Consider the following 26,568-nt stretch of genomic DNA (forward strand, 5'->3'; position numbering starts at 1 on the left):
GTTAACAGGAGAAGAATAGTTTGCTTGAAGTATGCTCACCTTAATACCGCTTGTCCAAACTCGATCCCATATCAAAGTCGAAGCGGATTCGTTGCAACGCTTGCTTATGTAATTGAGATACCCGACCTTTTGATATGTCTAAAAATTTAGCTAGATCTTCAAATATTATCCCATGAAAGTAATGGCTGCGGATGATTAGCCGTTCACGTTCGGGCAAGCGATCTACAAGTGCGCTCAAGTGCGTTGAGAGTGCTTTTTCCACCTCACCATTGAACAGTTCATCTGCCTCCGGCTCTTCATTTAACAGGATGCCTGCATCTTCCAACATGAAGCTCAATGCCAGTTCGATTGTTATACCAACCATTTCAGTAAATGGATCTTGGTCGGACTGATTTCGCGCATTGGTGATCGATTCTATCCTGGTACGCTGGTATCTTCGCAGGAAAGCGGCTTGTTCTCGCTGTTCAGTGGCTTTTTCCAAGCCATTCAAAACTGCCCCTTTGATTCGATAGTTGGCATATGTGGAAAATGATGCGCCCCTGCCAGGATCGTATCGCTGTGCCGCCTCGAGCAGTCCGAGCATGGCGTATTGTAAGTAGTCCTTATACTCTACAGTGTCATCAGGTCGGATTCGATAATAATGATTGGCAATCACCTTGGCCAGATAAGTATAGTGTTCGATAAGTGTCAGTCGGGCAGTACTGTCACTGTCCTGACCTGCAGCCAGCCAAAGTTCGTGTTCCTGCTCCTTGTCCATTACCGAACATTTCCCATTCGCGCTGCAGTAATATTGGCCAGCTTTAGACAAAACTACCCAGAAGGGAGTGGACTACCAGATTCCATCCATCGATCAATACAAACATCAGAATCTTGATCGGTAGCGATATCATCATCGGCGGCACCATCAGCATTCCCATCGACATCAGTATACTGGCAACGACGATATCGATGAGTACGAATGGTAAAAAAATTATAAAACCTATTTGAAATGCCGCCTTGAGCTCACTTAGCATGAAGGCGGGAATAACCTGCAGATTAGAAACATCGTCGATGGTTTGAGGCATTTGTCCGCCAGAGACTTCCACCATCAATGCCAAATCTTGTTCGCGGGTTTGGCGTATCATGAAGTCCCTGAGTGGCGCCATGCCCGTCTGGAACGCTTCCTTGCTGTTTATCTGGCCATTGCCGTAGGGCTGAACGGCGTTTTCATCGATTAAATTCAGTGTTGGTAACATGTTAAACAAGGTAAGAAACAATGCCAGGCTGATCAATACTGTATTGGGGGGGGTTTGCTGCATTCCAAAGGCGTGACGCAATATGGCGAGGACGACTATGATGCGGGTAAATGAGGTCATCACGATCATTATCGCCGGGGCCAGACTCAGTACAGTCAGACCAAGCACGATCTTGATCGCAGTTGCGACCTCCCCCTCCTCTCCCTCTGCCTCATTCAACTCGATACCGATACCGGGCAACTCTATATCTGCCGCCGATATGGAGGACGGAACCGTGGTAACAATCAATCCAAATAAAAGCAGGAGGAATGCAAGTGGGCTCAGTCTATGATGTTTATCAATTATCTTCATCAATAACTTCTTGCCTGGTTGCGTAGGCCTTGTTGGGATCGAGTTCAATCAACTGTTCACCGCTTTGGGCGAGGACTATTGTCCTGTCGTCTACACGTACCCTGAACAGCATGAGCCGGGTTGACAGGCGCTTTACCTCGAGCAGCTGCATATGCTGGTCGCTGGTGCCAATCGGGGTTCGCGCGAATATATACCTTTTAATGAGATAGACTACTGCAATAGCCAAAATCAAGCCGATAACGATGGCCACTGAGACACGCAACAGAGTTCCCTGAGGGATAACACTGTCTTTCCGTAGCGGTAAGCCCTGGGTTGGTTCCGTAGTCGATGATTCCGTAGCAGCCGGAGATGGAAGATCCGAGTCCTCTGCTTGCACAGCTGTTGTGCACAACAATAAAACTCCAATACTGAGCACGATCAACACCAGGCTAAATCGCATCGCTCATACCTGATTGTTTGAGATTAATAGGAATTCGTACTGTCAACGAACTAGACTTCATCTTTATTGAGAATCTCGGTAATGCACACGCCGAAATTATCCCCGGTAACAACCAACTGACCGCGTGCAACGATTCGGCCATCCAATACCAGGTCGATAGGCGCCTGGGCATCACGCTCCAGCTTTACAATCGAATTGGCTTTGAGGTCATAGAGTTCGCTGACCGAGAGTTCCGCCTCTCCTACACAGGCTTCCAGCGTCACACGTACATCTTTAATGATTTCGAAATTGCTTTTGAAAAGTGCACGGCCCTGCGGTTGGTTATCTGATAACTCGCTGAGCTGAACTTGCTCGACTGAGTTGCCGCTGTTTTTACTCACATATTTAGACATAATATTTGCTCACTAACTTTTTTGATCACCGACCCGTGAAAGACGAATCGCCAGGGACTCCCCTTTTGTACCAATAAAACCGTCACATGCATCACCATTGAATCCAAGTCTCATTAAAGCTGGTTCATCAATATGCTTATCCAGTGCGACAACATCGCCGATGCGCATGGTCGCCAGTTCTCCAAGACTCAATGCTGCAGATCCCAGGGAAACCCTGGCACTTAATTTTTGGTTTGCGAGAGCAGCATGTAGCCGGGTCAACTTCTGTGGTGATGTCTGAGCAGGCGATTCCTGAGCTTCAAGATAGCGCTCGACTGTCATCGGTGAAACAACATAATCTAAAGAGAGACCCCCTATTCTGATATTGAGTGCTAACGCTCCGGATCCTCGTAACTCCGATCCCTTGGGCATTGGATTGTCAGTCACGACTATCGGCACACTTTCATAGGCGGTTTTGTTTGCTGAGAGAATTCGCTGAGCCAGCTCACTCAGTGCTTGTTGTGCGACATCCTGCAATAACGTCGAGGACGCCATCTTACGCAGCTCTTTATCTGTCACGCCTATCAATATACTGCCGAGAAGGCCCTTCTCGACAGGCTTTAGCAATCCGCACCAATTGTCGTCCACCCAGCTGACCAACTGATCTATCTCCGCTGTCCCATTTTCCTGGCAATAGTCGAAGAGCGGTAACAGCCTATTCAGTGAATATGTTGTATTGTCTGGCAGCCAATCCTCCGCCCAACCCTTGACAATTGGTTCCAATGCCTGCTTAAACGAGCCACCGAGGCGTTCACCTATCAATCGGTATGGGTGACTACTCATCGGCCGCCCCGCCCAATATCCAGCAGCTGCTGTATCATTTCGTTGGACACGGTCAAGATCTGTGAGGATCCTTGAAATCCCCGTTGCATAATGATGAGATCGGTAAACTCAAGAGTCAGCTCGACATTGGATAGCTCAAGACTCCCCTCGACGATCTCACCCATCACACCTTGCATTGGCGTATCGATCATCGGCTCAAGCTCTTCGCCCGCGAGAAAGAGTCCGCCGCCGATTTGGCGTAGTGCCTGCATGTCATCGAACCAGGCCAAGGCAAGTTGGGTGCTTTCATTATCCTTGCCATTTGAATACTCGACAGTCAAGGTACCATCTCGGTCGAATCCCATGCGGATCAACGCACCTCGTGCATAGCCATCCTGGGACTCAACCACAAGGTCCGAAGTTTCACCCGCGGCAAATGATGTGGCCCCTGTGAAACTACCGGCTTCGCCGAAGTTCAAGAGGATTTCGGTTGCCGGTACGTCATCGGGAGCAAGCTGGAAACTGAAGCGATTGAACCCCTCCTCCGGCGAACCGTCTGTGCGAAATCGGATCTCGCCATCACTGGCGATCATGTTTTCCGCATCATCGGTGATTTCCACCCGCCATAAATCGCCGTCATTGATAAACTTAAGATCGATTAGATGTGATCCGCCAAGCGCATCGAAAACCTCCACCTCCGGGATTTCATGTTCAACACCATTTATGGATAGGTTATTGGTCAATATAATCTCGGTGGTTGCGCGAGGGCGGTTATTACCCAACTCGGAGACATTGATGTCAACCAGTTCTCCATCTTCAAATCCGGCGACCCTCGCCTGATTGACACGATCGACGAGATAGCCATCGTCATCGATTTCAAACTGGCCGGCACGGGTATAGTAGATATCCTCTCCGTCTCGCAATATAAACAGGCCATTGCCATCGATGGCCACGTCATTCTGGTTGCCGGTCTCACGGATTTCTCCTTGAGCTTCGCGCATCAAAGTTCTATCACCGGTAACCCCGTTTCCAATCTCGCTGCTTGGATAGTTGGCGTTGGAGTCGGAAGAGAGTCCATAACGATAGAAAATATCCTGGAATAACAGATCATTCCCCTTATATCCAGGTGTATTGAGGTTGGCCACATTGTTGCTGATGACATCCAGACCTTGTGAAAAGGCCATCATGCCGGTAAGACCGGTGTAGATAGATCCAAACATTGATTGTCTCCTTTTCCTCTATCGGACCAGTACGACTTGCGCCAAGGTAATGTTGGTCAGGAACTGCTCTTCACCCACTTGCACCGTAAAACGGGGTATGCCCTGGGAGAAGGCTACGGCAGTAACATCCCCGACCACACTGCCTGTCTCCGTCCTCACTTCTACGGTCTTACCCAGTAATCCGATCCCCTGATCAGCCATCTGCATGAGCAGCATAGTGTCTAGGTTCTCATTGGACTGACGGGTCTGGTCAAGGCTTGCGAACTGGGCAAATTGGGCGATGAATTCCTGATTATCCAAGGGTTTCAAGGGGTCCTGATAGGTCAATTGGGTCAAAAGAATTTTCAGAAAATCCTCCTGACCGAGCCCAGCCTGTTGAATCTGCTGACTCTCGTTGCCGAGAGATGCGCCGATACTTTCAACCATGTCGATACTCCTGCTCAGTAGATCTTGTCGATGGGTGTTTCATCCGCATCCGTGTCGGCGGATACGGAGCCCCTAGGTGTTGCCGCTTCCGACTGCCACAACAGTTCACCGTTGAGAATCAAACGTGTCAGTCTCAGACCAAGTGAAGCGAGGTCTTTTTTCAATCCAGTCATCAGCATCACGCCGTCTCTTCCATTTATACCGGTATTGCGTAGTGCGACTTCCACCTTGCCATCAGCCTGATAGATATGGATCCCAGTGGAATGCGGCTGCTGCACAAGTGGTGGGGGTGGCGTGCGGACGGTAGGCAGGGATTTTGCGGAGACAGACAGACCGTGACCTTTCCCCCCACCAACCATAGGTGAAGCAGGTGCATAGGTCGTTGCAGATTTGACTTCTTTCGGGCCGGATGAATCGTACATCATCCGTGACTGGCCCCTGCCCGCGTAATTGGAGCGTCTTGGTTCTGTGTCCATTGACGATTTTTCCAAAGCTGGATGAGTTTGAGTCTTCGTCTCATCTGTTTCCTTCAGACCTGCCACACCCGCTTCTGTTGAAGATCCGGCACCAACCGCCCGTCGTCCTCTGACATGATGACCTGCCTGCCAATTTTCTATTTGGGCTTTTTCCCACTGTTGGCGCCATTCGAGACGCCTTGCAAGGTCCATTGAAGTACCGGCAGCTCGCTCAGCCTGGTATGCACTTGCATCGAAATCGATCTTACTCATGATTCATCCTTCTGTTTTTGCAGCCACATCTCATCGAGCAGCGATAGCTGCTTATGCTCTTTAGCGAGCGCCAGTTCCCTTGCCCTTCGCTCAAGCAGATTCTCCATGCCGCGGATCTTCAAACCCTGTTGGATCATCTCTTCCTCTATCTTTTCAAGCCGTACCTGGGCAAATCCCTGTTGCCGTTCGTTGTTGAACCGTATGCGCTGTTGATAGTCGAGATAGTCAATTAACATCTGGTACTCGTCCAGGGCCAGGTCAGATCCTGGATCGAGGGCCGAACGTAGACAACGCTCCGCTTCGCCGATCTCTTCATCGATAACCGACAGCTTCTCCTTGATAACATGAAGCCGGTCATCTGCCTGACGCCGGGTCTGCCGCAGACCGGCCATCTCGCTGTTCATTCTTCCATTCAGGGTTTTTAGTGCACCGATACGCTGCTTTATCCGCTTCTCCATTTATCCCATCTCCGTGGCAACTATTTTGTGCAGCCGCCGATAGGCCTCCGCCCTGTCACCCACTTCGTCTACAGCCTGACGAAGAAATGCATTGATCTGGTCCATGCGTCCAATGGCGCGATCCAATAGGGGATTACTGCCCTCTCGATAGGCGCCGATCTCCACCATGTCCCTGGAGCTGTCATAACTGCTCAATAGTTCGATCAGTGCCTGAGCATCCTCCCGTTCACTCTTGTCTGCCAGATGCATGAACAACCGGCTGTTGCTATGCAGGAGATCGATGGAGGGATATTGACCCCGATTGGCAAGTTCTCTCGAGAGTATGACCGTACCATCGAGGATCGCACGCAGGCTGTCTGAAATCGGATCATTGATGTCGTCCCCCTCAACCAGCACCGTATAGAAAGCAGTGATGCTACCACCCTCCTTCGAGGTCCCGCCCCGCTCCAGAAGTCGGGGCAGAAGTGCGAAAACCGATGGGGTATAACCCCGTGCGGTTGGAGGTTCTCCCGCCGCGAGGCCGATTTCCCGCTGCGCCATGGCAAAGCGGGTGATCGAATCCATGGTCAGCACCACATCGAGCCCTTGGTCCCGGAAATATTCCGCGATGGCGGTCGCAGCGAAAGCGGCGTGGGCCCGCACCAGGGCCGGTTGATCCGAGGTCGCCACCACGACCACGCTTCGCGTCAAGCCGGACTCCCCTAGGTTCAACTCGATAAAATCGAGTACTTCGCGTCCACGTTCTCCGATCAATGCAATGACATTCACATCGGCATCCATCTGTCTTGCTATCATCCCAAGCAAGGTGCTTTTACCGACACCGCTACCGGCAAAGATCCCCACCCTCTGACCCCGGCCCACGGTGAGTGCGGTGTCGATAGCACGGACCCCGGTTTCGAGGATGCTGTCAATACGTGGTCGTAACAGCGGATTCAGCGGTTCGGCATAGAGAGGGTAGCTTTCTCTTAAGATGGGCGCCTGCTTGCCGTCCAGCGGCTGGCCAAAGGCATCGATGACGCGGCCCAGGAGTGCTTCGCCTACCGCTACGTCTACCGCCTTACCGGTAGCGATCACATCACTACCAACACCTATGCCTCGACTCTCTCCATAGGTCATTAACAATACCTTGCCATCCTTGATACCGATCACTTCAGCCGGTATAGGTTTACCATGAGGTGTAGGATAGATTTCACAACGTTCACCATGAAAGGCTTCGGGTCCGTTGGACTCCAGCACCAAACCGTAAAAGTGGGCAATACGGCCTGTGCGGCGAACCAACTCCATGGTTTTGATGGCTTGCAGATAAGGTTGCAGCGAGAGGGTCACTGGCTTTCACCCTTTCTTCGGTTGGCCACACTCAGCAGGCATTCACTTAATTGCCGCATTTGAACTTCCAGCCGCGCATCCAAACCCCCTGTCATCGATTGCAATATGCATCCACCGAGTTCAATTCGTTCGTCAGCAACAATTTCTATGCCATACCCAAATAGCGTCTCGTCTCCTTCCGCTGCCACCTTGTCCAGTAATTTTTTATCTTCAGGCGAAAGATGAATCGCCAGCCGATCGCGAGTAACAAGCTGTTTAATCGATTGCCTGACGACTGCGATTACGGCATCCGCACTCACCAGGGTGTCGCCCAGAATCTTTGCGACCGAGGTGAAAACCACCTCGACGATCTCCTCTTCAGCCGATGTCAGTTTCGCTTCATGCTCTTTGGTTACTTGCTCAATCAGTTCACTCAACTGCGCTGCCTGCCGAGTGAGTTCAGCGCGCCCCTCTTCGCGTCCAGCCTGATATCCCGATTCCCGGCCCGATTCCACGGCATCCTGCCGCAATTCATCGATGTCGCCACGCAGACGCAACAATTCAGCCTCGGTTTGTGTGGTGCGTGCCTGGGAAATCCGCAATGCCTCCTCAAGTTCAGTGCGTGCCTGGGAGAGTGCGCGCAGGTCTGCTTCCCTTCTCATTGTGGAATCATCAGTACCTGTTTGTTGTTCCGCAGGCGCCGATTGCCGCTCGGACTTCTTGGCCGGCGATTCCCCCCCCTCAAGCAAGCGGCGCTTTGAAACGATCTGTGCCGAACGTATCAGCGACGCCATAACCGCCTCCAACCTGGTTCTTGTGTGGCGCTCTCTTGATCACGTTGCGCGACAACAAGTGCGGCTTCGAAACCGCCACCCGATACTGACTCGGTTTGGTCCAGTCGTGCCGCCAGTGCAGATAACAAGGCTGTTTCCACCTTTGGTAGCAGTGGTGAAGTTGATGACTCAAGAGCTCGCAGCAGTTGTTTGCGCTTTAGCGGATCTTGTTTGTCTATATAATCCTGATGCCACGGCCAGACACGATGCCTTAACAATTGGGCTACAATTTTCACCGGCTCGTGCTCAATAATTTGCATGAGTCGTGACAGGCCCGCCTTCTTGATTGTCTCGATCTCGGAACTCAGGGGATTACTTTCTTCCTCGGGAACCTCCATGATCTGCGCTTCCGCCAACTCCGGCAGCCAGGCGTTTCCGCTTGGCACACCCATCTCATCGAGCTCGGCAAGTGTTGTTTGCAAGCGTTCGCGCTCTGCATCCGAAAGAGCATTGAGCAACCATCGTCGATCGGTCTCCTCCAGTCCATGCAGATAGAGGGCAGCCTTGCGTAACCCATTCATGAGCTCTTTCCCTCACTTTGAGGTGCCAGCTCATCTGCATTGATCCATGTCTTTAGCTGGTTAAGAATGCGTTCCCGTTCATCAACAAGCAAACGTCTCTGGTTAGCACGTTTCCGGCCTGCCTTTGAGATCAAGACGATTGTCAAAAGCACCAACAACACCAGAGCCAGACCGATCGCCAGGACTGCCTCTGTGTGTTTGGCCCAGATAGCGTAGATCCAGGCAGCAGCTCCACCGGTTGGGTTAGCTGATGCCGACATTTGCCCTTGCTCAAGACCCGCTTGATCCCATACATCATCCGTTGAGGCAATGGAGGATTGATGTCCGGAAATATCCGCTGGCATCGGTTCGTTGGTGAATTGAGACTCAGCCGCCATCTCGGCCTGCTGATGCGGCAATAGTTCACCGGCAGCTGAATGGACTGCGATGGCATCGCCCCGCATCCGATCAAGCCCCACTGCCATCGCGACCAGATCCTCGATCTGCTTCAGTTGCGCCTCGCTGGAGCTAGCCGGCACCAAAACACCGACACTCAGTCGTTCGATATCGCCCGGTGTGGAGACGATCTGCTCAACCGAGCGTCCCAGGCGATACTCAATCTCTGTATTGACCTCGCCACCACCCTTCTGTCTCTTTTTACCCGAACCCGTTTGGGTACGTGATTCACGCTTGCGCACCATGCCGCGGTTCTCATCACTACCGGGAATCACCTCTTCTCGGGTTGTCTTGGATTGATCGAAGTTCAGGGTGGCATCGATGCTGACAATCGCCTTTCCTGGCCCGAAGGCTCGTTCCAATACACGGGCTGTCTTTTCGATCAGGTAGGCCTCAACCTCTTTTTTCTTCTGCAAACGGGTTGTGACTGTGGCCGGGCCGTTCTCATCCTCAACCAAGGCGCTCATGGTCTTGCCGTTCTGATCCACGATGGTCACTGCGGACGCCTCCAGGCCGGGCACGGAAGCCGACACCAGACGCTGTATTCCTTTGGTCTGCTGCTGATCGAGTTGGGCACCGGACTTTACAAACAACGTGACCGATGCACTTGGAGATGTCTTGTTCTTCTGGAACAGGCTTGCTTCCGGCATTACCAAATGAACCCTGGCAAATTTCACCTCTTTGAGGGAGGTGATCGTCCGTGTCAGCTCGCCTTGCATGGCACGCTGGAAATTTATGCGTTGGGCAAACTCGGTCATACCGAATTCGGCCTTGTCGAACAGTTCGAATCCGACGCTGCCACTCAATGGCACGCCACTGCCCACAAGTTTTAAACGGATCTCATGGACCTCGTCCTGGGGCACCAGGATGCGTGTACCGTCTGCAGCGAGTGTATAGCTCACCTTCATGCGTTCCAGTTCACTGACCACAGCTGCAGCATCGCCTGGCTCTAGATCTGTGAATAGCACGCCGTTGCGGGAGTGCAGCAACCACCAGGCCGCGAGTATGGAGATTACGAGGATTGCCACAACACCGCCAATCAGTCCGCTGCGGGAGGCAACTCCCGAGTTATTCCAGGTCTCTTTCAACATTTCGTCTACCATGTCATGGAATCAATCTTTTGTTTAGGTTGGAACTGAGCATCACAACTGCATCCTCATCATGTCCTGATAGGCTTCCATCGCCTTGTTGCGTACCTGCATCATCAACTGAAATGACGTCTTGGCCTTTTCCAGGGATAGCATTACATGATGGATGTTATTGGTCTCACCGGTTGCTAGTCTTCTCAGTTCTACCTCCGATGTTTTGATCTGCTCGTTCAACTCGTTTAGCTGGCTATCAAACCAGGTAGCAAAATTCCCCGTCTCTTTTGTCCCGGTCGCTGAAATCCCGCTACCGAATTCAATCGCTTCCAGCGGTTTTATGAATGTTACTGTTTCCACGCTCATGACGACCTCCCGATCTCCAATGCGCTCAAGGCCATCGCCTTGGCGGCATTCAAGGCACGTACATTGGCCTCGTAACCGCGCACCGCCTCGATTAAAGTCACCATTTCCGAAACCGGGTTGATGTTGGGATAGGCGACATAACCACGATCGTCCGCATCGGGATGCCCCGGATCATGAACCATCCTGGGCGCCACCGTCTGGGCAACTATCTCTGTCACCTCGACACCCCCTGGATGGCGACTGTTCAACAGCGCGTCGATGCGTCCATCGAACTCGGCAGCATCCCGCGCCCTGGCAATTACGCGCAATGGACGATAAGGGCCGCCATCCTCGGCGCGGGTTGTGTTTGCATTGGCCAGATTGAGTGCCAGGGTGTCCAGTCGAATCCGCTCCAAGGACATACCGGAGGCACTGATTTCAAATGCAGCGTAGTAATCCATAGTGTCTATTTCCCTTCAGTGATAGCCAGCTTTATCAAGCTGCCGCGTTTTGCCAATCCCTCTAACATGGCCCGGTAATGCAACACGTTTTCCGTGAGCTTCACCATCTCCATATCCAGGGAGACCGTCTCATCTTCGCTGGCCTCGATCAGTTCTCCGCGATGCAATCGCTGCTGCAGCCGATCGATCTCACTCACCAGCTCACGACTGGCGGGCTGATCGGACGTGAGCAGGTTGGCCTTTTCGAGCAGCTGCTCAAAACTGACCTTCTGGGGTGAAAAGCCTGGGGTGTCGGCATTGGCGATGTTATGGGCAATTACCTGCTGACGCTGCGATGAGACGTCAAGCGCCAGACTAACCAAACGGGAGGTTACGCCTCCGATATCATCAATCATCTCTCTTCCTTAGCGTAAACTTATTCACGCTTGCTTGTATCGAGTAAATATTCATGCAATCTATCCCGTCACTGAATGATCAATTCGGCATGCAATGCGCCGGCTCGTCGAATCGCCTGCAGGATGCTGATCACATCACGGCTGGTGGCCTTGACCTTGTTGAGCGCACCGACCAGTTCCGCAACGCTTGTATTGGCGCTCAGAGAAATGGACAGGGGCTCTGCCTCGTTGACTTCGATAGTCGTATCGGGCACCACCTGGGTGCGAACACCGGCTCCGGTGCGGCTGACAAAACCGGGTTGTGAGACCAGATAGTCGGTGGTAATGATCACGGTTAGATCGCCGTGAGTAATGCTCACAGGCGCAACGGTGACATTGCCCCCAGAGACCACAGTGCCGGTACGCTCGTTGACCACGATCTTGGCGCGCCGGTCCGGCAAGACCTTCAGACCCTCGATTGCAGTGAGGAAACGAACTGGATTGCTTCGCGCCTCCAACGGCAGTGTAACCTCAACCCGGCCTGCGTTGACGGCATGTGCCGTGCCCGGCCCGAATTGCAAGTTGATGCTGTCAACAATGCGGCTGACGGTGGTCAGGTCCGGATCGTAGAGGGAGTAGTTAAGGCGGCCATCACTATCGACCATCTGTGTCTCCACGCCCTTCTCGATCATGGCGCCGCCAGGCACAATTCCCGCCGTGGGGTGGTTTTTCTGCACCAGATTGCCATACAAATCGTATTGGAAACCACCCACCGAAACCGGTCCCTGGGCCAATGCATAGACTTTGCCGTCGGGACCCGTCAGCGAGGCCATCAACAGGGTTCCGCCTACCAGGCTATGGGCATCACCCATTGAGGTTACGTTGACATCGAGCTTGTCGCCGGGCTGTGCGTAGGGTGGTAAGACCGTAGTCAGGGAGACCGCCGCTACATTACGGCTGCGCACTTCCTTGGTGTCGACATTAATACCGAAGCGCAATAGCGCATTGCGCAGTGAGCGTACCGTTGTACCGCTACGACTCGAATCGCCGGTGCCTGCCAGACCCGACACCAGGCCGTACCCCACCAGATTGTTTTCGACAGCACTGCTGATACGGCACAGGTCCTTGATGCGCACTCCCTCCTCCACTGCGGCATATGCCTGTAGATGCAGAGCGCTCAGCAATAGCAGGGTAAGCAGTGACTTCATGATCAAAATATCCAGTTGAAAAATTTACTGATAAGACCGGGTTCCTGACTACGCCCCAACAGCCCTTCTCCAACATAGCGGATCTTGGCGTCGGCGAGACGCGTCGAGAGCACGGTATTGTCCGCACTGACATCCTCGGGCCGTACCCTGCCCTGCACATGGATGAACTGATTTTCGTTGTTGAACTCGATCGATTGCTCGCCCTTAACGACCATCTCGCCATTGGCCAGGATCTCTTCGATGGTCACAGAGACGCTGGCCATCAATCGACCGGTACGATTGATGGTTCCACCGCCCCTCGAATCGTTTCCAAATCCCAAGGTGGCATCATGCCGCGTGTCGTCATAACCGGTGTTGATCGAGACATCCAGGGATTTGTTGGTATCGCTGTCGGCGCTGGTGGTCGACGATGCGGATTCGTAAATCAAAACCGTCAGCAGTTGACCGACATTACGCGCCCGATGATCCCGGGTAAGCGGTTGGTAGGTGACCTCGTTGAAGAGGCTCTCGGCGCCCGCCGGGAGGATGGACAGGCCCATCACCAGGGCTAATGGCAGTAACACTCTTATCATCGGTAATCCTCCTCGACTATAGCCAAGCCCACATCGAGTATCCGCGCCATGTAGTTGTCACTGCCGTCGAGTCTCTCGACCCTGATCGGATCACCCCGGTTACCATCCTCCAATGCCCGTGCCATTGCGATCAGGGTGACGCTTCCCACACTCGCCTTGACCTGCAGCTTCTGACCCTTCACCACATCCGGAACAGGTTGCAACAGGCCTTTGGTCAAGACTGTCCCACCGGGCAGATCCCGCATCAAACGCTGACCCTCGACAGCGCTCAACGCCACAACAGGCTCACCGTTGACCGCGGCGAGGTCTCGCTTGGTCTTTTTCAACATCTCCGGTTTGAGCGATGTACCGGCAGGGAGGTCTCGCTGCAGTTCGTAGGCCTCTGCATTGGCAGTGACACCGAACCAAACCGGCAGTGTGGTGTAGTGGGCATCATCGATCATGAGGTCGATCCAGACACTCATACGCTTGCTTGCCCGGTCACGGCGGGCCACCTCGGCCCGAATCGATACCTTGCCCTCAGGAAGCTGCAGATCGTCATAATTGCCAACGGGTTCGGCGAAAAACTCCTGGTAGCGCATACCCAGCCATGCATCGATTTGCTGTTGGGCGGCATCAAGATATGCCTGCCGCTCAAAGCGGCGATACCGGGATTGTACGTTGGTCTCGATGGCTCCCTTCCAGGTCACGCGTTTGGAAACTCCCGGCAAAAGACGATCTATACGCGATGCGACATCCACACGGTCGATTTGCGATGAGACGCCTGCTCGCGGGGTGCGCCCCAGGAGAATACGCTTCAACCTCGACACAAGCCTGGAATCCGTGCCATCCAACCGCGCGATATCGCCTAATGTGAAGGTGCGACCCTCCAGGCGTACCTGATCACGCAAGTCGATCTCAATTGCCCCGGTCTGTGCGGGCCCGGCGCCTGCACTGGCGGCGACAAGCAACAATCCAACTGCGAATATCGCTGACGTTCTAAACACTTTATCGCCTCAGACTGTTCACGATGCCGAGCAGCTCGTCCGCGGCCTGAACCACCTTCGAGTTGATTTCATACGCCCGTTGGGCCAATACCAGCTGGGTCATCTCCTCGACCAGATTGACATTGGATGCCTCCAGGTAGCCCTGCTGAACTTGGCCAAAGCCCTCCTCGCCGGGAACCCCGTAGTAACCATCACCGGAATTCTCCGATGGCAGATAGAGATTGTCTCCCACCGGGTTGAGCCCCCCTGCATTGACGAAGCGGATCAGGTCCAGCGAACCGATCTCCACCAGTTCATTCTGATCGGCCACCTGGGCCATTACGCTGCCGTCATTCTGGATGGCGATCTCTTCTGCATCGCCGGGCACCTGGATCGATCCGCTGAGTCGGTAGCCGTCCGCGGTGGCGAGATAGCCGTCCCGGTCGATGCGCATTGCACCGTTTCGGGTATAGGCGTAGCTGTTATCAGGCAGCACCACTTCGAAAAAACCCTCGCCCTGGATCGCCAGATCCAGGGAACGATCTGTCTGCTTCACCTCCCCTGCGGTGAAGACCTTGCCGGTGGAAGAGACACCGACGCCGACACCGACAGGCTGCGCAAGACCGAGGGTCGGCAGCAGGCTGCTTCGGCTACGCGCCATCTCCCGGTACATCAGATCCTCGAAATCGACCCGGCTCTTCTTGAAGCCCATGGTATTGATGTTGGCCAGATTGTTGGCGATTACATCAATCTGTGTCTGTTGCGCCTGCATACCGCTTGCGCCAATACTCAATGATTCGATCATCTATTGCTCCTCAGCTTCTGCACATCAAATGTCGGCGATGGTCTGGATCGCCAGATCAAGCATCTCGTTATAACCTCGTACGACCTTCTGCGCGCCTTCCAGCTGGCGCATTGTGGCGATCAGATCCACCATCTCATCCATACCGTTGACATTGGAGGTTTCGATAAAGCCTTGGCGCAGGCCGGGGCCCATCGATGTCTCGGGCAAAGCAACAGCAGTACCGGCCCGAAACAGGCCACTGCCCAATTTCTCCAGCTGTCGGGAGTCTGAAAAGCGTGCTATGTCGAGACGGCCGACCCTCTCTCCCGCCTCCCAGACCACGCCTTCCTTGTCGATGCGCGGCTGGTCTGAAATCAGGCGTAACGCCCCCCCTTCGCCGGCAATTCGATGTCCATCTGCCATGACCAGATAACCAGCGGCATCCAGCATGAAGTTACCCTGTCGTGTGTAGAGTTTTCCCTGGGGCGAATCGATGACGAAATAGCCATCGCCCTCGATGGCCAGGTCCAGCGGATTGCCGGTATGACGGGAAGTCCCGATGGTGAAATCCGTGGCTTTGGTGATTCCGGGGTGGTCGCCACGGGAGGAGATCGCCCCCGCTTGCAGAAAGTAGCTGCTGAACGGTCGCGATACCGCCATTTCCCGCTTGTAGCCCACGGTATCGGCGTTAGCCAGATTGTGGCCGATGATATCGAGATGCCTCATCCCGTTGATCAGGCTTGCTTCAGTTATCGTCAAGGCACTGCCCATGTTATCTATTCCTTCGCCAGTTCATCGATAGCAAAAACATGTACCAGTAGCGCCGCCACCAATTCGAACAGTTCCTGTCCGATCTCCCCATCCACAGGGAGGCGATAGAGCGCTTCCAGTAATCGTTCGTCCTTGACTAACGGCGGCCCATCCATTCGTTTGCCCGCCGCAATAATCTCTTCCGCCAGTTTTCCTCCGCCCTTGAGGATTACCCGGGGCAATCCCTGATCCGGTTCGTATTTCAGGCCGACAACCTTGTGCGGTCCATCATCGGCCATCTGTCACATCAACCGCGACAAACTGTCCTGGGTGATATGATGCTCGACCACCGCCCTCACCGCTGCCCCGTCTTCTATTTCCGTCTCGGTGACATAGTCGATCTCGTCGATCTCCCAACCATATCCCTCGAGTTGTGTCTTGAGTTCACCGACATGGCGAGCCAAACGCTCGGTTGCCACCTCATCCCCTGTAACCATATGCAGTCGCAAATGGCGATCGGCCAGATTGACTGTGATCTCCAGCTGGCCAAGACTGGCCGTCTCCAGTGACAACACCAGACGGCGGTGCCGGATGCCATTCAGGTCGAGGGATTGCTCCTGCTGCGAGAAGAGGGCGACGCTGATCTCCAGCAGACGATCGCCGAACCAGAGTGGAAAATGGCTCAGGCGATGACTCACCGATCCCTCGCTCTGGGTATTGAGCAGATGCTGTCCCAGCGACCACTCCTGATAGGCATCATTCCGCCGTTGTCTGCCGCCCTCTTCCCTACTGTCATCAGACAGCATCGATGCGGCAGCGAAATCTCCCGGGTATGCGGCCGGGTCTGATCCTTTTTCCTGCAGCGGGAGCTCTCCACTGCGACGCCAGGCATCGAGGCGAGCGCTCTCGATCAATCCGGCCAGCTGTTCTACCGCCTCGTCCGATCCTGCCTGCGCGTGAACGGTTTCCGCTGTTGTCAGGCGGTTGGGACTGTGGAGGTTCTCCACCAGCTCCCGCAGCTTGGAGGTATTGAGTACACGGTAGAGTCCATTGAGGAATTCTGCGGTGATAGGCGTACCCAGCTTGCTCAACACCAGTCCGGCAAGGGCCATGAGCTGGGGTTGGGAGACGGCCGAGACCCGACGCATCAGCGCCGCCCGATCCCCGGGATTGAGGCTTGCCTGGTAACGGGCAAACAGCTGATCGAGCCATTCTCCACTGCCGGCAATGCCTGGTTGCTTTATCGCCTTTTCCGCTTCTTGAGTCCCGTCGCCACTGGCAACACGCTGCAAATGAACCCGATCGTCCAACGCCGCAACGCGGCCATGAACCAGCTCCCCGACCCGCAGCGGAATCGTACTGTCCACCACTTTCTGTTGACCATTGATCTCCGCCAGGTAGCGCCCTCCCTCGTAGTGGCGCAAAATCCTTGCCTTGAGTATCTGGCCGATGGTCAGGGTGCGGGTAAACGAGGCATCCCCTTCCACATACCAGCCCCCGGCCTTGGCCAGGCCACCCTGTACGAGGTGGGTTATCTGGGTCACGCTCATAGACTCACCATGCCGAATGATTTGACGTTGATCGCGTGGGGAACCTCCGACATGGAGAGCACCGAAAGGTGGGGCATGACCCGCTCGGTATAGTGGCGCAGATGACGCCTCAGTTCTGGTGCACAGAGCAGTACCGGCATCAGGTTGGATTGCATCATATGCTCCACACTGCCGGCGATCTTGGTGAGGATCTGTTGTGACATATTGGGATCGATGGTGAGTCTCGACTGCTCTTTTTCGTTTTTAACACTTGCCGAGAGGGTGCGTTCGATGGAGGGATCGAGCACCAGTACATGTAGATCACCCTCCTTGCTGGCCAGGGACTGACAGATCAGCGGCCCGAGCTTCTGCCGCACCAGTTCGGTAAGCTGATCGAAATCCTTGGTCTGCTTGCCATAGTCGACCAGGGCTTCGAGAATCAGCGCCATGTTGCGTATCGAAACCTTCTCGCGCAGCAGGTTCTGCAGTACCTTTTGCACATCGGTATAACTCATGACACCGGGAATCAATTCCTCAACCAACCCCGGATCCTGCTCCTTGACCCTTTCGGTCAAACGTTCTGTCTCCGCCCGGGTCAACAGGTTGGATGACTGCTGGCGGATGATCTCGCTGAGGTGGGTCATCAACACCATCGCCGGTTCCACCAGGGTATAACCCGCCTCGCGTGCCGCCGGGGCCTGCTCCTCAACCACCCAGATGGCAGGCAGTCCATAGGTGGGATCCTTGGTCTGAATCCCCTCCAGCATCTTCGCCGCCTGGCCCGGATTGATCGCCAACAGCCGATCGTCGAGCACCTCGCCGCTGCCGATCTTGGCGCCATAGAGACGAATCTCATAACCCTGGGGTGGCAGCTTCTTGTTGTCCTTGACCCTCACCTTGGGGATCACGCATCCCTGCTCCAAGGCGTACTGTTTGCGAAATACCGCAATCCGCTCCATGAACAGGCTGTCGTCGCCGCCGAACAATGGCACCAGTCGCTGACCGACCTCAATCTCGACAGGATCTACAGCCAGCATGCCGTAGAGATCCTGCTCCTCGGACACCGGCTCGAGCAGCTCGCTCTCCTCAGGTTGAAGCCGGCGTTTGCGAAAGGAGTAGAACGCCACCAGCGCGACCATCAGCAATACCAGAAACACGGGAAAGGCGGGTATCCCGGGTAGCAGCATTAACGCCGCCAGGGTCAGGCCGATGAGGATCAGAATCTTCGGATATTTGGTGACTTGGCTTGAGACCGCCTGACTCAGCGCCTCGTCGGAAGCGGCCCGGGTGACAATGATACCGGTGCCCGTGGCGATGACCAACGCGGGGATCTGGGTCACGATGCCGTCACCGATGGTGAGCAAGGTAAACCGGCGCAAGGCCTCTGACCACTCCATTCCCATCTGCGCCACACCGATGATCAGGCCGCCGATGATATCGATGAGTATGATGATAATGCCGGCAATGGCGTCACCCTTGACGAATTTACTGGCGCCATCCATGGCACCGTAGAAGTTGGCCTCCTTCTCGATATCCTTGCGCCGCTCCTGGGCCTGCTGTTCATTGATCAGACCCATATTGAGATCGGCATCGATACTCATCTGCTTGCCGGGCATGGCGTCGAGGGTGAAGCGCGCCGCCACTTCCGCGACCCGCTGCGCACCGTTGGTCACGACCACATATTGCACCACCACCAGCACCAGGAAGACGATCATGCCCATGACAAAGTTGCCGGCAACCACATGGTTACCGACGGCGTCGATCACCTCACCGGCATAGGCGTCGCCAAGCACCAGCCGGGTGGCGGCGATATTGAGGGAGAGCCGGAACAGCGTGGCGATGAGCAAAATGGAGGGAAAGGTGGAAAACTGCAACGGTTTGTCCACGTAGAAAGTCAACAGCAAAATCAGCATGGCAAAGCTGAGATTTAATATCAGCAGCAAATCGAGCAGGGTCGATGGAATCGGTGAAAACAGCACGATCAGGATACCGATCATGCCGAACACCAGAATCAGATCGCTCTGTTTACGGAGAAGTCCCTTTATCGTTTCCATACGCCTATTGCCGTCAACCGGCTACTGTTCCTCCCGCATTGCCATTCCGGCTGGCGAAGATACGCACCAGAATCTTCGCCACCAGGGGATAGAGTTCTTCACTAATCGGCTGATCGATCTCAACCGATTGGAACAAGCGCCTGGCCAATGCCCTGTTCTCAACGATCGGTACACGGTGATTGCGCGCGACCTCCCGCATCCTACATGCCAGCTCACCCGCGCCCTTGGCTGTCACTTGCGGCGCGGCCATGACACCGCGTTGATAGACCAAAGCGACAGAGAGATGGGTCGGGTTCGTGATTAAAACATCTGCGTCGGGCACTTTACGCAAAGAACCGGCCCGCTTGGCTGCCTCCCGCTGCAGTTCACGGATCTTCGCCCTGATCTGCGGATCGCCCTCGCGTCGTTTTACTTCGTCCTTGATCTCGCGGCGGCTCATGCGCATCCGTTTGGCATAGTCCCAGCGGGTATAGAGCAGATCGAGGAGTGCGATAAACAGTAGTACCGCCAGTAACTTCAGGGCAATCGAGTTGGCCTTGTCCGCCAGATAGAGCGGATAGCTGTCCGGATCTCGATCGAGCATGCTGACCAACGAGGGCAAAAGCGCAGAGATAGCGAAATAGAGCACAACGGCAAAGAGCAGAAGCTTGATCACTGTCTTTACCGATTCGAACAACAACCTCACCGAGAAGAGACGTTTGAATCCGTTAACAGGATTGATGCGGCTCATATCGGGTTTGAGCGGAAAAAAGGAGAAAACCGGGCCTGTCTGCGCCATGTTCATCAATATTGACACCACGACCAGGGCCGCCATGGCCGGCCAGAATATGGACAGTATCCAATCCACCGTGTACTCAAAAAGTGATAGGGTCTGCGCCGCATCGAGTTGGATGCGGTGGGCATTGGAGAGCAATTCATGACTCAGCGCCAACTGGCGTGAGACCATCCCTTCGCCGAGCAGATAGAAGATGGCAACCCCCATCGAAAGGATGAACAGCGAGTTCAACTCCAGACTCTTGCTTACCTGGCCGCGACGTTTGGCATCGCGCAGTTTGGTCGGTGTCGCCGGTTCGGTGCGGTCCTGTTCTGTTTGTTGCTCTGCCACTTGCCTACCCGTACACCTGTTGCCAAAAGTGAAAGATCGAGGCGTAGATCTTCTCCAGCAAGGGCCCCATGTAATTAAGCGACAGGGCCAGCACCAACAGCCCCATGAAAATCTTCAAGGGAAACCCGACAATGAACATGTTCACCTGGGGCATGGTTCTCGCGGCTACCGCCATCCCCACATCCAGCATCAGCAAGACTGCCACCACCGGGGCAACTACGGCCAGGCCATACACGAACATCACACCGAATTGGGCGATGATCGCCTGCACATCGATTTCCTGCAATGTACTCCCAGGGGGTATCTTCTGTAGCGAGTAGACTAAACCCCGGATCAACAGATGGTGGCCGTCGAGTAGAAAGAATGTCATCACCGCCATCAGGTTGAGCACAGTACCGAGCATCGGCGCCTGGGACTGGGTTGCGGGATCGATCAGGTTCGCGACACCAAAGCCCATCTGGAAATCGATAATTCTGCCACCGAACAGAAAGGCGCCGAAAGCCGTGAAGAGCCCGAAAGCCAGGAGCATGCCTAGGATCAGCTCATTCATCATGGCATACATCAAACCGCTCAATGTGGCCGGCGGATCGATCGGCTCTACGCCAACAGCAGTCACCAACAGGGCAGACAACGCAAGTACAAGCAGCACCCTCACCCGCGCCGGAACCCTCGTGATGGCAAACAGGGGGGTGAGCAGAAACAGAGGAGAGAAACGCGTGGCGACAAGCAGCGCTGTTGTAATAACCGCGGTATCTGTATCAAACAGCATGGCTTTAAAAATAGTTTGGGATGTTGGCGATGGTTGTTGAGGAGAAGCGTAAGAGTGTCTGCATCATCCATGAACCGAACACAATGAGTGTCAACGCAACCACCAATATCTTCGGCACAAATGTCAGGGACATCTCCTGAATCTGCGTGACAACCTGAAAGATACTGATGATGAGCCCGGTCAACATGCTCAAACCCAGAACAGGTGCGGCAATCAGGATAGCTGTCCACAGCATATCATTGGTCAGCGCAAGCGCTAGATCGCTACTCAACTTCGTCAGTTCCTCGACTGAGCATCAGCCACTCAAAGTGGGAGAATGCTCATACCATTCATGTACTAAATGTTGAATCCGGCGCTTTACCGTCCAAGCAACCAAATCCCTATGTGCCCAAATCCGAGTATTCCCTATGGGCTAAACTTTTTCCGCCATATCAGGATATGTTTTAAATGGCATGGTAAAAGTGGGGTTGATTTTTATCACAATGCGATCAAACAAAGCAAGCCCGTGAGATCAATAAAAGGCAATCTCTGAAAATTGCCGGGGAACTGCTAATAAGAAGTCTTAAGAATTGCTTTATTTTGTCAAGTGATTCTTAAGTTATGAATAGTAAATCCTTAATTAAAAAGGCTGAACTAGCGAGTATTACCATTAACAATGACACTCTGTATAAAGCTAAAGATCTGGATCGGAAATGGAATAAATTTCAATCTGACTAATGACAACAGGCTATTATGCGAAGTTAATTCCTAATAAGCCAGCGGATGAATAGCAGTATCCACAAGACAGTTGTTCGTTATATTTTATTTGGAATTTAGAATCAGTTTGACTGGAGTGACCTATTAAATAGGCATTTAGTTTAAGTCTTAATCTCACTCTGCATGTGTAACTGTATAGATTGAAAGTCTCTGGTCTGATTATTTGTCTGATGTCGAGTTGGCGTTGTGGTTTAAAAAAAAATAATAATGAAAATGATCCAAAGCTGGAACTAAAGGGTCGAAAAAGGGATTTAGCTGTTACATGCAATGGGCATTAATCAAACTGGTTTATATTTTTTTGCAGTTAAAAGGGAGAAAGGAATACACGAATAACAAGCATAGGTCTATCACCGTTGGGATTGTCTCTGCACTTGTAATGACTGGTTGTGCCAGCTCAACTTTCACTAAGTCTGATAAGCAAACAAGTCAAATCATTACCAACAAGAACAACAGCTACATCATTGTAATAACAATGGTATTAGTTTAATGCTAATTTATCTTAGTAATGTTAATTAGCTCTACAAGAAAAAATTAAGGAGTTTATAAATGAAATTAAGGTGGTCTTATCTTCTTTTGGCCGTTTCCGTTTTACTTGCTACTAGTTCAAGCACTATTGCTGCTGGTCTCGAAGCTGATAATTATTTTGGTATAGGAGCCTCAATCATAAAGTATGATGATGATATAGTGTCAGTGACAACCCACAATACTGCGCTGACACTCAAAGTCGGTCATAATATGAATGATTTTTTTGCCATGGAGGGCCGTGTTGCGTTTGGTCTAGGCGAAGATAAAATCGAAGACTTTGCAGGTTTAATAGATGTTAATTTTGAAATTGATTACCTGATAGGTATGTATTTTCGAGGAAATCTCCCAATCGGGGGGACCCCTAGAGTGAGAGCATATGCACTGCTTGGCTTCACTCAGGCTAAATTCACTGCGAGAGCCGCGGGCTTTTCTGACAGTGATACTGAAACCGATATAGGCTATGGTCTTGGTATAGAATTATTTGGTAATGAAAGAAACGCAATTAGCTTAGAGTATTTGCGTGCCTTAGACATAGAAGATGATGGTGATTTTACAGTTGACTCTGTAAGCATCGCATATATCAACCGATTCTAAGGTTAGTTGTATTAGTCACAGTTGACAATTATTTCAGACACTCACGCTAGTAATTGCACTTCTTGCACGTTGTCAAAGTAGACTGAATCAGCCTACACCAGAGCGTGCCCGCGCCCTGGTGTAGGATAGGCGTAGAGTGGGTCCAAGTAAGTAAATATAACAGACAACAGAACGAGAAGAACGAGATACTTGTGCCATCTAGTTACCCGTACTAAAGTCTTGCGTCTTTTCTGAGAAAATCACTTGATGGGTGTTAGTGATATGGGACTAAATATAGAAAACACGCAGAGTCGGCCGCAGTGATACCTCAACTTGCGCTGATGCAGTTGGTTGTGGATCGGTGAGTATTATTTAAGTAAGCAATAGACGCACAGCCCCGAGATTCGGCGTGTGCCGATACTCCAATTTCCGGTAGGTGGCCATGAGCCTGTGACTCATGCCGACCAGCCCTTTGAAGCGGCTCTCGAAATGCTGGGTCATGTAGAGCCAATGCTTGGTATCGATCTGTAACCGCTCAAGTATGGGTGGTTGGTTGTCAGTTATATAGCCGCGCTTACGCTTTGATTGGCATAAATGACACTGGCTGGGTTTGAAAGATATCAGGCAGGCGATGTCTGATAGATCTGCAACGAATACCCACTCGCGCAGAACCACTTTCTACCGCTACCTATGGCTTGCGTGAACTGTTTGATCCCTTCCCTTGTTCCTATGACTGTGTTGTAGTTTTTGCCATAGTTTTTGACGCTATCCAGCCAGGCTTCCGGATCGATATTCAAGCGCTCCAGGATTGGCGCCAGTTCTGAAGGAATGGCACCGGGTTTATCTTCTCTGATGGCTCGTCCTGCCCAGTCGGTCAGTGCCAGGTAGTCTGGCAGGCTAAAGTTCAAGCCTGTGGGTTTGTCTTGGTGCTCGCCACCCACAAATGGCACTAAATGCGCTGGTGCTGTGGCTTCTGCACCACTCCCTGTTTGCTCAAGTGTTTTTTGATAATGTCTGATGCGATCCTGGATGGAGGTAAAGTCTGATGCTTCCGGTCGATCGGCTATCTTTGCCCGGATCGGGTTGAGGTCAACGTAACTCATGCAGGTCAATAGGGCTGCATCGTCAAGCAGGGCCTGACTTTTGAATCGGCCTTCCCAAAACTTCCCGGTACAATTGTCCTCCTCATTGGCCTGTCTTGCGATACTTTCATTGAGATTGCGCATGAACCAGCTGACATCGTAGAGTCTGTGCCGCCACTTTTCGATATCTTCGGCAACCACATCCAGTTCGGCCTTTGTTAGCTTTATGCCACTCAGATAGCGGCTTACGATAGGGCTTGGTTTGTAGAGCCTGGTCCATCGGGCTATTACTTCTTCATCATGCCAGTTTAAAGCAGCTTCCCGGTCGATCTTCAGCACCGTATGGGTGTGATTGTGCATCACGGCATAAGCGCAGATCGAGATTGAGAATACCCCATCCAGCTGCTTGAGCTTTTCCACTATCCAGTCTCTACGGTGTTCGTAGCTACGACCGGTTAATTCATCCTCTCCGCACAGGAAGGCGCGGCGCACACAGCGCGATACACAATGGTAATAGGGGGTTTCTTCAAGACAGATCTGTTGCTTGCGCGATATCGTCATGGCCGGCTCCGTGGCATGGTTACATTCCTTGTACCGGCTGACTTTAACTCAGCTGGATGGTCTTTTCAAATGGTGACTGTCCCTGTATCTTTTTCGTAAGGAAGATCGCTCGTACCCCAAGCTGGCAGAAGCTCCCAATTTTCTGTCGAAGGATAGGGAGTGGCCGCATAGGTCTGAACAACCCCGTTATCGGTTACCGGTGTTGTTTGGCTCTACTGACTTTGAGGTGCCCCCTTAACCACAGTCAATAAAGCTGAATTCTGCTGGCTTGCCCCCCGACAGGTAATGAGCCAAGTACTCATCCATTATCGCTCTCGGATCATGTAATTCAGTAATCACATCCATATTTCTGCCGTTAACATGAAACACTTTTCCATCGCAAGCTTCTTCATTCACAAATAGCGCATCTGCATTTTCAGTCAACAACCAGCAACGAAGCTTTTCTCTTTGGCAACCAATGGACTTGACAAATCTGTCAGTTACCTCACTTGACGCGCCACTGCCTTGCTCATAATCGTCAAGATCCAGCCTAGCTGAATAACGAAATGGTGTGTTCCACCAATCCATCGGACAATAACCCTCCTCAGTCACACAGAATGAATTAAACCATCGATAAATCTCTTTCCAACTTGCCGGAAGCATTTGATAATCTTCATCGAATAAATCCCCTTCCTTTTCTGTAAATTCAGGCTGTAGTAAAAAAAATAAATTCTTTTCACCGCACTGAACAACAATATATGACACCCACTCTCGCACACCCTTTTTTATGACCAATTTAGGTGTACTCCAAACAGTATCAATAGTCCGGCCAGCATGTTCAAAGACTCGACCGAACGTAGGAAAAATATCAGTAAAAGCGCCACCAACGCCCTCTAATATTTCTTTGTCTATATGAGCCACCGCTTCTTTAGGCACCTCGGCCTGATTGGCACAGATATAAGGATACGATAAATTCATATCTACTTTTTACCCTTGTTAGACTTATAGAACTCATTAATTTGACGCTGAATTGCACGTTCAATATCAATTTGAGTATCAATTAAACTCTGCTCATACACTGGGTTTAGGTTACTCTTCCGGTAGGTTGCCCAGTCTAATTTCGACCCTTTCGATGAGTTGAATGTTTTTGGCAAAGGTTGAAAGTTCCCAATTTCCATTCGGTCGTGAATGATTGACATTTGTTGTTCCGTCGTTAACTTATTGAACCTGGGAAGATTCATTATTTCCTTCACCGGATAAATGTGATCAACCGCCATGGTTTTATTTAGTGGCGCTGACTTAAAGGTGTTACTAATTGGGTCCAAATAACCCATACCCTGAAATCGCGCACTAACATCGGCAGGAACCGTACGGATAACCTTGCCATTGATTACCGCTCCGCCTTGGCCAAATAAATTATCCACCTCTTGACCGACAAAAACCCTACTGCCTAGGTACTGACCAGTACTGTTTGGAGCAAGCTTACCAAACTTCCCGAGTGTACCAAAAACAGCCAGATCACCCAGACCGCTCATCTGCATCAGCGGGTTCTCAGAATAGGCCATCCCGAGTGAAAAATAATCCCTGTTGTCCCTAGCGATACGAGCATTTTCACTTGATCGCGCGATCTGTGCCTTTAGCGAATCACCCATCGCCTCCCAGCTCAAACCTGGCTCAGTCGGGTATGCACCATAATTATTAATACCACCCGCATATTCCACGTTATCCAGATTTTGAAGTCTTTCCGATGGACTAAGTAATCAGGACAGGCACCATTTGAAGGAAGAAAATAGACTCCCCAGTTTCCATTTGTTCTTTTGGAATTAAATTATGGCCACCATCGACAAACCCAGGAGGTTTAACCGATGATCATCTTCTAATTGAGTGGCCTAGATGTGGATTTTCGAACAAGGCACAAGTAGCTTCCTGCCAGTACGCTTTGATTGGCAT

General features: G+C 52.3%; 32 protein-coding genes. 1 reads left to right on the forward strand and 31 read right to left on the reverse strand.

Annotated features, from left to right (window positions below):
* Positions 1-40: 40 nt before the first annotated feature.
* The 27 genes from R2K28_RS09920 to fliQ all read right to left on the reverse strand — a co-directional run bounded on the left by R2K28_RS09920 (position 41) and on the right by fliQ (position 21,413).
* Positions 41-757: a sigma-70 family RNA polymerase sigma factor gene (locus R2K28_RS09920; RefSeq protein ID WP_316369606.1), complete on the reverse strand. Its 717-nt coding sequence runs from the start codon at positions 755-757 to the stop codon at positions 41-43.
* 43 nt (positions 758-800) lie between these two features.
* Positions 801-1,586 carry a flagellar type III secretion system pore protein FliP gene (fliP, locus tag R2K28_RS09925; RefSeq protein ID WP_316369607.1) on the reverse strand — a complete coding sequence of 262 codons (786 nt, stop codon included), beginning with the start codon at positions 1,584-1,586 and terminating at the stop codon, positions 801-803.
* Positions 1,573-1,977: a hypothetical protein gene (locus R2K28_RS09930; protein WP_316369609.1), complete on the reverse strand. Its 405-nt coding sequence runs from the start codon at positions 1,975-1,977 to the stop codon at positions 1,573-1,575. Before R2K28_RS09930 ends, fliP begins: the two co-directional genes overlap by 14 nt.
* A gap of 98 nt (positions 1,978-2,075) precedes the next feature.
* Complete coding sequence (locus tag R2K28_RS09935; RefSeq protein WP_316369611.1) at positions 2,076-2,417, reverse strand: FliM/FliN family flagellar motor C-terminal domain-containing protein; 342 nt, start codon at positions 2,415-2,417, stop codon at positions 2,076-2,078.
* A gap of 12 nt (positions 2,418-2,429) precedes the next feature.
* Complete coding sequence (locus tag R2K28_RS09940) at positions 2,430-3,218, reverse strand: FliM/FliN family flagellar motor C-terminal domain-containing protein (RefSeq protein WP_316369613.1); 789 nt, start codon at positions 3,216-3,218, stop codon at positions 2,430-2,432.
* A gap of 17 nt (positions 3,219-3,235) precedes the next feature.
* Complete coding sequence (flgF, locus tag R2K28_RS09945; protein ID WP_316369615.1) at positions 3,236-4,438, reverse strand: flagellar basal-body rod protein FlgF; 1,203 nt, start codon at positions 4,436-4,438, stop codon at positions 3,236-3,238.
* Between the two features lie 18 nt (positions 4,439-4,456).
* On the reverse strand, positions 4,457-4,864 hold the full coding sequence (locus R2K28_RS09950; protein WP_316369617.1) for a flagellar hook assembly protein FlgD: 408 nt from the start codon (positions 4,862-4,864) through the stop codon (positions 4,457-4,459).
* 14 nt (positions 4,865-4,878) lie between these two features.
* Positions 4,879-5,592: a hypothetical protein gene (locus tag R2K28_RS09955; RefSeq protein ID WP_316369619.1), complete on the reverse strand. Its 714-nt coding sequence runs from the start codon at positions 5,590-5,592 to the stop codon at positions 4,879-4,881.
* Positions 5,589-6,050, reverse strand: a complete 462-nt coding sequence (locus R2K28_RS09960) for a hypothetical protein (protein ID WP_316369621.1) — start codon at positions 6,048-6,050, stop codon at positions 5,589-5,591. Before R2K28_RS09960 ends, R2K28_RS09955 begins: the two co-directional genes overlap by 4 nt.
* Positions 6,051-7,376, reverse strand: coding sequence for a FliI/YscN family ATPase (locus R2K28_RS09965; RefSeq protein ID WP_316369622.1), 1,326 nt, complete (start codon positions 7,374-7,376; stop codon positions 6,051-6,053).
* Positions 7,373-8,149 (reverse strand): FliH/SctL family protein, encoded by a 777-nt coding sequence (locus tag R2K28_RS09970; protein WP_316369624.1) that lies wholly within the window; start codon positions 8,147-8,149, stop codon positions 7,373-7,375. The genes R2K28_RS09965 and R2K28_RS09970 overlap by 4 nt, the downstream gene beginning before the upstream one ends.
* A complete protein-coding gene (locus R2K28_RS09975; protein ID WP_316369626.1) occupies positions 8,137-8,709 on the reverse strand; it encodes a hypothetical protein in 573 nt (190 codons plus the stop codon). Before R2K28_RS09975 ends, R2K28_RS09970 begins: the two co-directional genes overlap by 13 nt.
* On the reverse strand, positions 8,706-10,247 hold the full coding sequence (fliF, locus tag R2K28_RS09980) for a flagellar basal-body MS-ring/collar protein FliF (RefSeq protein ID WP_316369627.1): 1,542 nt from the start codon (positions 10,245-10,247) through the stop codon (positions 8,706-8,708). The genes R2K28_RS09975 and fliF overlap by 4 nt, the downstream gene beginning before the upstream one ends.
* A 39-nt stretch (positions 10,248-10,286) precedes the next feature.
* The gene (fliE, locus tag R2K28_RS09985; protein WP_316369629.1) at positions 10,287-10,592 is read right to left on the reverse strand and encodes a flagellar hook-basal body complex protein FliE; all 306 of its coding nucleotides are present in this window, start codon (positions 10,590-10,592) and stop codon (positions 10,287-10,289) included.
* A complete protein-coding gene (gene flgC, locus R2K28_RS09990) occupies positions 10,589-11,032 on the reverse strand; it encodes a flagellar basal body rod protein FlgC (RefSeq protein WP_316369630.1) in 444 nt (147 codons plus the stop codon). The genes fliE and flgC overlap by 4 nt, the downstream gene beginning before the upstream one ends.
* A 5-nt stretch (positions 11,033-11,037) precedes the next feature.
* On the reverse strand, positions 11,038-11,427 hold the full coding sequence (flgB, locus tag R2K28_RS09995) for a flagellar basal body rod protein FlgB (RefSeq protein ID WP_316369631.1): 390 nt from the start codon (positions 11,425-11,427) through the stop codon (positions 11,038-11,040).
* A gap of 68 nt (positions 11,428-11,495) precedes the next feature.
* Positions 11,496-12,614 (reverse strand): flagellar basal body P-ring protein FlgI, encoded by a 1,119-nt coding sequence (locus tag R2K28_RS10000; RefSeq protein ID WP_316369632.1) that lies wholly within the window; start codon positions 12,612-12,614, stop codon positions 11,496-11,498.
* Positions 12,615-12,616: 2 nt separating this feature from the next.
* Entirely contained in the window at positions 12,617-13,186 is a 570-nt protein-coding gene (locus R2K28_RS10005; protein ID WP_316369633.1) for a flagellar basal body L-ring protein FlgH, read from the reverse strand.
* Positions 13,183-14,172 carry a flagellar basal body P-ring formation chaperone FlgA gene (flgA, locus tag R2K28_RS10010; RefSeq protein ID WP_316369635.1) on the reverse strand — a complete coding sequence of 330 codons (990 nt, stop codon included), beginning with the start codon at positions 14,170-14,172 and terminating at the stop codon, positions 13,183-13,185. The genes R2K28_RS10005 and flgA overlap by 4 nt, the downstream gene beginning before the upstream one ends.
* A 1-nt stretch (position 14,173) precedes the next feature.
* A complete protein-coding gene (flgG, locus tag R2K28_RS10015; protein ID WP_316369636.1) occupies positions 14,174-14,956 on the reverse strand; it encodes a flagellar basal-body rod protein FlgG in 783 nt (260 codons plus the stop codon).
* 24 nt (positions 14,957-14,980) lie between these two features.
* A complete protein-coding gene (locus R2K28_RS10020) occupies positions 14,981-15,706 on the reverse strand; it encodes a flagellar hook-basal body protein (RefSeq protein WP_316369637.1) in 726 nt (241 codons plus the stop codon).
* A gap of 5 nt (positions 15,707-15,711) precedes the next feature.
* Positions 15,712-15,984: an EscU/YscU/HrcU family type III secretion system export apparatus switch protein gene (locus tag R2K28_RS10025; RefSeq protein WP_316369638.1), complete on the reverse strand. Its 273-nt coding sequence runs from the start codon at positions 15,982-15,984 to the stop codon at positions 15,712-15,714.
* A gap of 3 nt (positions 15,985-15,987) precedes the next feature.
* Complete coding sequence (gene fliK / locus R2K28_RS10030) at positions 15,988-17,235, reverse strand: flagellar hook-length control protein FliK (protein WP_316369640.1); 1,248 nt, start codon at positions 17,233-17,235, stop codon at positions 15,988-15,990.
* Positions 17,232-19,268, reverse strand: coding sequence for a flagellar biosynthesis protein FlhA (gene flhA / locus R2K28_RS10035; RefSeq protein ID WP_316369642.1), 2,037 nt, complete (start codon positions 19,266-19,268; stop codon positions 17,232-17,234). The genes fliK and flhA overlap by 4 nt, the downstream gene beginning before the upstream one ends.
* A 13-nt stretch (positions 19,269-19,281) precedes the next feature.
* Positions 19,282-20,373, reverse strand: a complete 1,092-nt coding sequence (flhB, locus tag R2K28_RS10040; protein ID WP_316369644.1) for a flagellar biosynthesis protein FlhB — start codon at positions 20,371-20,373, stop codon at positions 19,282-19,284.
* Between the two features lie 4 nt (positions 20,374-20,377).
* Positions 20,378-21,142, reverse strand: coding sequence for a flagellar biosynthetic protein FliR (fliR, locus tag R2K28_RS10045; protein WP_316369645.1), 765 nt, complete (start codon positions 21,140-21,142; stop codon positions 20,378-20,380).
* Positions 21,143-21,146: 4 nt separating this feature from the next.
* Positions 21,147-21,413 carry a flagellar biosynthesis protein FliQ gene (fliQ, locus tag R2K28_RS10050; protein ID WP_316369647.1) on the reverse strand — a complete coding sequence of 89 codons (267 nt, stop codon included), beginning with the start codon at positions 21,411-21,413 and terminating at the stop codon, positions 21,147-21,149.
* A 1,031-nt stretch (positions 21,414-22,444) separates the two neighbouring features.
* Here fliQ and R2K28_RS10055 point away from each other — a divergent pair.
* A complete protein-coding gene (locus tag R2K28_RS10055; RefSeq protein WP_316369649.1) occupies positions 22,445-23,017 on the forward strand; it encodes a porin family protein in 573 nt (190 codons plus the stop codon).
* 351 nt (positions 23,018-23,368) lie between these two features.
* On the opposite strand, the gene R2K28_RS10060 is transcribed toward R2K28_RS10055, so the two are convergent.
* The 4 genes from R2K28_RS10060 to R2K28_RS10075 all read right to left on the reverse strand — a co-directional run bounded on the left by R2K28_RS10060 (position 23,369) and on the right by R2K28_RS10075 (position 26,339).
* Positions 23,369-23,671 (reverse strand): hypothetical protein, encoded by a 303-nt coding sequence (locus R2K28_RS10060; protein ID WP_316369815.1) that lies wholly within the window; start codon positions 23,669-23,671, stop codon positions 23,369-23,371.
* Positions 23,617-24,639 carry a transposase gene (locus R2K28_RS10065; protein WP_316369651.1) on the reverse strand — a complete coding sequence of 341 codons (1,023 nt, stop codon included), beginning with the start codon at positions 24,637-24,639 and terminating at the stop codon, positions 23,617-23,619. The genes R2K28_RS10060 and R2K28_RS10065 overlap by 55 nt, the downstream gene beginning before the upstream one ends.
* A 234-nt stretch (positions 24,640-24,873) precedes the next feature.
* Complete coding sequence (locus tag R2K28_RS10070; RefSeq protein WP_316369653.1) at positions 24,874-25,596, reverse strand: hypothetical protein; 723 nt, start codon at positions 25,594-25,596, stop codon at positions 24,874-24,876.
* A 2-nt stretch (positions 25,597-25,598) separates the two neighbouring features.
* Positions 25,599-26,339 carry a hypothetical protein gene (locus tag R2K28_RS10075; protein WP_316369655.1) on the reverse strand — a complete coding sequence of 247 codons (741 nt, stop codon included), beginning with the start codon at positions 26,337-26,339 and terminating at the stop codon, positions 25,599-25,601.
* Positions 26,340-26,568 lie beyond the last annotated feature (229 nt).

The sequence above is a fragment of the Candidatus Thiodiazotropha sp. CDECU1 genome (genome assembly GCF_963455295.1).
Classification (GTDB): Bacteria; Pseudomonadota; Gammaproteobacteria; order Chromatiales; family Chromatiaceae; genus Thiodiazotropha.

Excerpts from the sequence above, each read along its gene's own strand:
- R2K28_RS09960 (WP_316369621.1), bottom strand. The coding sequence starts at position 6,050 with ATGGAGAAGCGGATAAAGCAGCGTATCGGTGCACTAAAAACCCTGAAT.
- R2K28_RS10000 (WP_316369632.1), bottom strand. The coding sequence starts at position 12,614 with ATGAAGTCACTGCTTACCCTGCTATTGCTGAGCGCTCTGCATCTACAG.
- fliP (WP_316369607.1), bottom strand. The coding sequence starts at position 1,586 with ATGAAGATAATTGATAAACATCATAGACTGAGCCCACTTGCATTCCTC.
- R2K28_RS09955 (WP_316369619.1), bottom strand. The coding sequence starts at position 5,592 with ATGAGTAAGATCGATTTCGATGCAAGTGCATACCAGGCTGAGCGAGCT.
- flgF (WP_316369615.1), bottom strand. The coding sequence starts at position 4,438 with ATGTTTGGATCTATCTACACCGGTCTTACCGGCATGATGGCCTTTTCA.
- fliE (WP_316369629.1), bottom strand. The coding sequence starts at position 10,592 with ATGAGCGTGGAAACAGTAACATTCATAAAACCGCTGGAAGCGATTGAA.
- R2K28_RS09950 (WP_316369617.1), bottom strand. The coding sequence starts at position 4,864 with ATGGTTGAAAGTATCGGCGCATCTCTCGGCAACGAGAGTCAGCAGATT.
- fliR (WP_316369645.1), bottom strand. The coding sequence starts at position 21,142 with ATGCTGTTTGATACAGATACCGCGGTTATTACAACAGCGCTGCTTGTC.
- flgG (WP_316369636.1), bottom strand. The coding sequence starts at position 14,956 with ATGATCGAATCATTGAGTATTGGCGCAAGCGGTATGCAGGCGCAACAG.
- R2K28_RS10025 (WP_316369638.1), bottom strand. The coding sequence starts at position 15,984 with ATGGCCGATGATGGACCGCACAAGGTTGTCGGCCTGAAATACGAACCG.
- fliK (WP_316369640.1), bottom strand. The coding sequence starts at position 17,235 with ATGAGCGTGACCCAGATAACCCACCTCGTACAGGGTGGCCTGGCCAAG.
- R2K28_RS10005 (WP_316369633.1), bottom strand. The coding sequence starts at position 13,186 with ATGATAAGAGTGTTACTGCCATTAGCCCTGGTGATGGGCCTGTCCATC.
- R2K28_RS10065 (WP_316369651.1), bottom strand. The coding sequence starts at position 24,639 with ATGACGATATCGCGCAAGCAACAGATCTGTCTTGAAGAAACCCCCTAT.
- R2K28_RS10070 (WP_316369653.1), bottom strand. The coding sequence starts at position 25,596 with ATGAATTTATCGTATCCTTATATCTGTGCCAATCAGGCCGAGGTGCCT.
- R2K28_RS10055 (WP_316369649.1), top strand. The coding sequence starts at position 22,445 with ATGAAATTAAGGTGGTCTTATCTTCTTTTGGCCGTTTCCGTTTTACTT.
- R2K28_RS10020 (WP_316369637.1), bottom strand. The coding sequence starts at position 15,706 with ATGGGCAGTGCCTTGACGATAACTGAAGCAAGCCTGATCAACGGGATG.
- flgC (WP_316369630.1), bottom strand. The coding sequence starts at position 11,032 with ATGGATTACTACGCTGCATTTGAAATCAGTGCCTCCGGTATGTCCTTG.
- R2K28_RS09970 (WP_316369624.1), bottom strand. The coding sequence starts at position 8,149 with ATGGCGTCGCTGATACGTTCGGCACAGATCGTTTCAAAGCGCCGCTTG.
- R2K28_RS09975 (WP_316369626.1), bottom strand. The coding sequence starts at position 8,709 with ATGAATGGGTTACGCAAGGCTGCCCTCTATCTGCATGGACTGGAGGAG.
- flhA (WP_316369642.1), bottom strand. The coding sequence starts at position 19,268 with ATGGAAACGATAAAGGGACTTCTCCGTAAACAGAGCGATCTGATTCTG.
- R2K28_RS09920 (WP_316369606.1), bottom strand. The coding sequence starts at position 757 with ATGGACAAGGAGCAGGAACACGAACTTTGGCTGGCTGCAGGTCAGGAC.
- R2K28_RS09935 (WP_316369611.1), bottom strand. The coding sequence starts at position 2,417 with ATGTCTAAATATGTGAGTAAAAACAGCGGCAACTCAGTCGAGCAAGTT.
- fliF (WP_316369627.1), bottom strand. The coding sequence starts at position 10,247 with ATGGTAGACGAAATGTTGAAAGAGACCTGGAATAACTCGGGAGTTGCC.
- flgB (WP_316369631.1), bottom strand. The coding sequence starts at position 11,427 with ATGATTGATGATATCGGAGGCGTAACCTCCCGTTTGGTTAGTCTGGCG.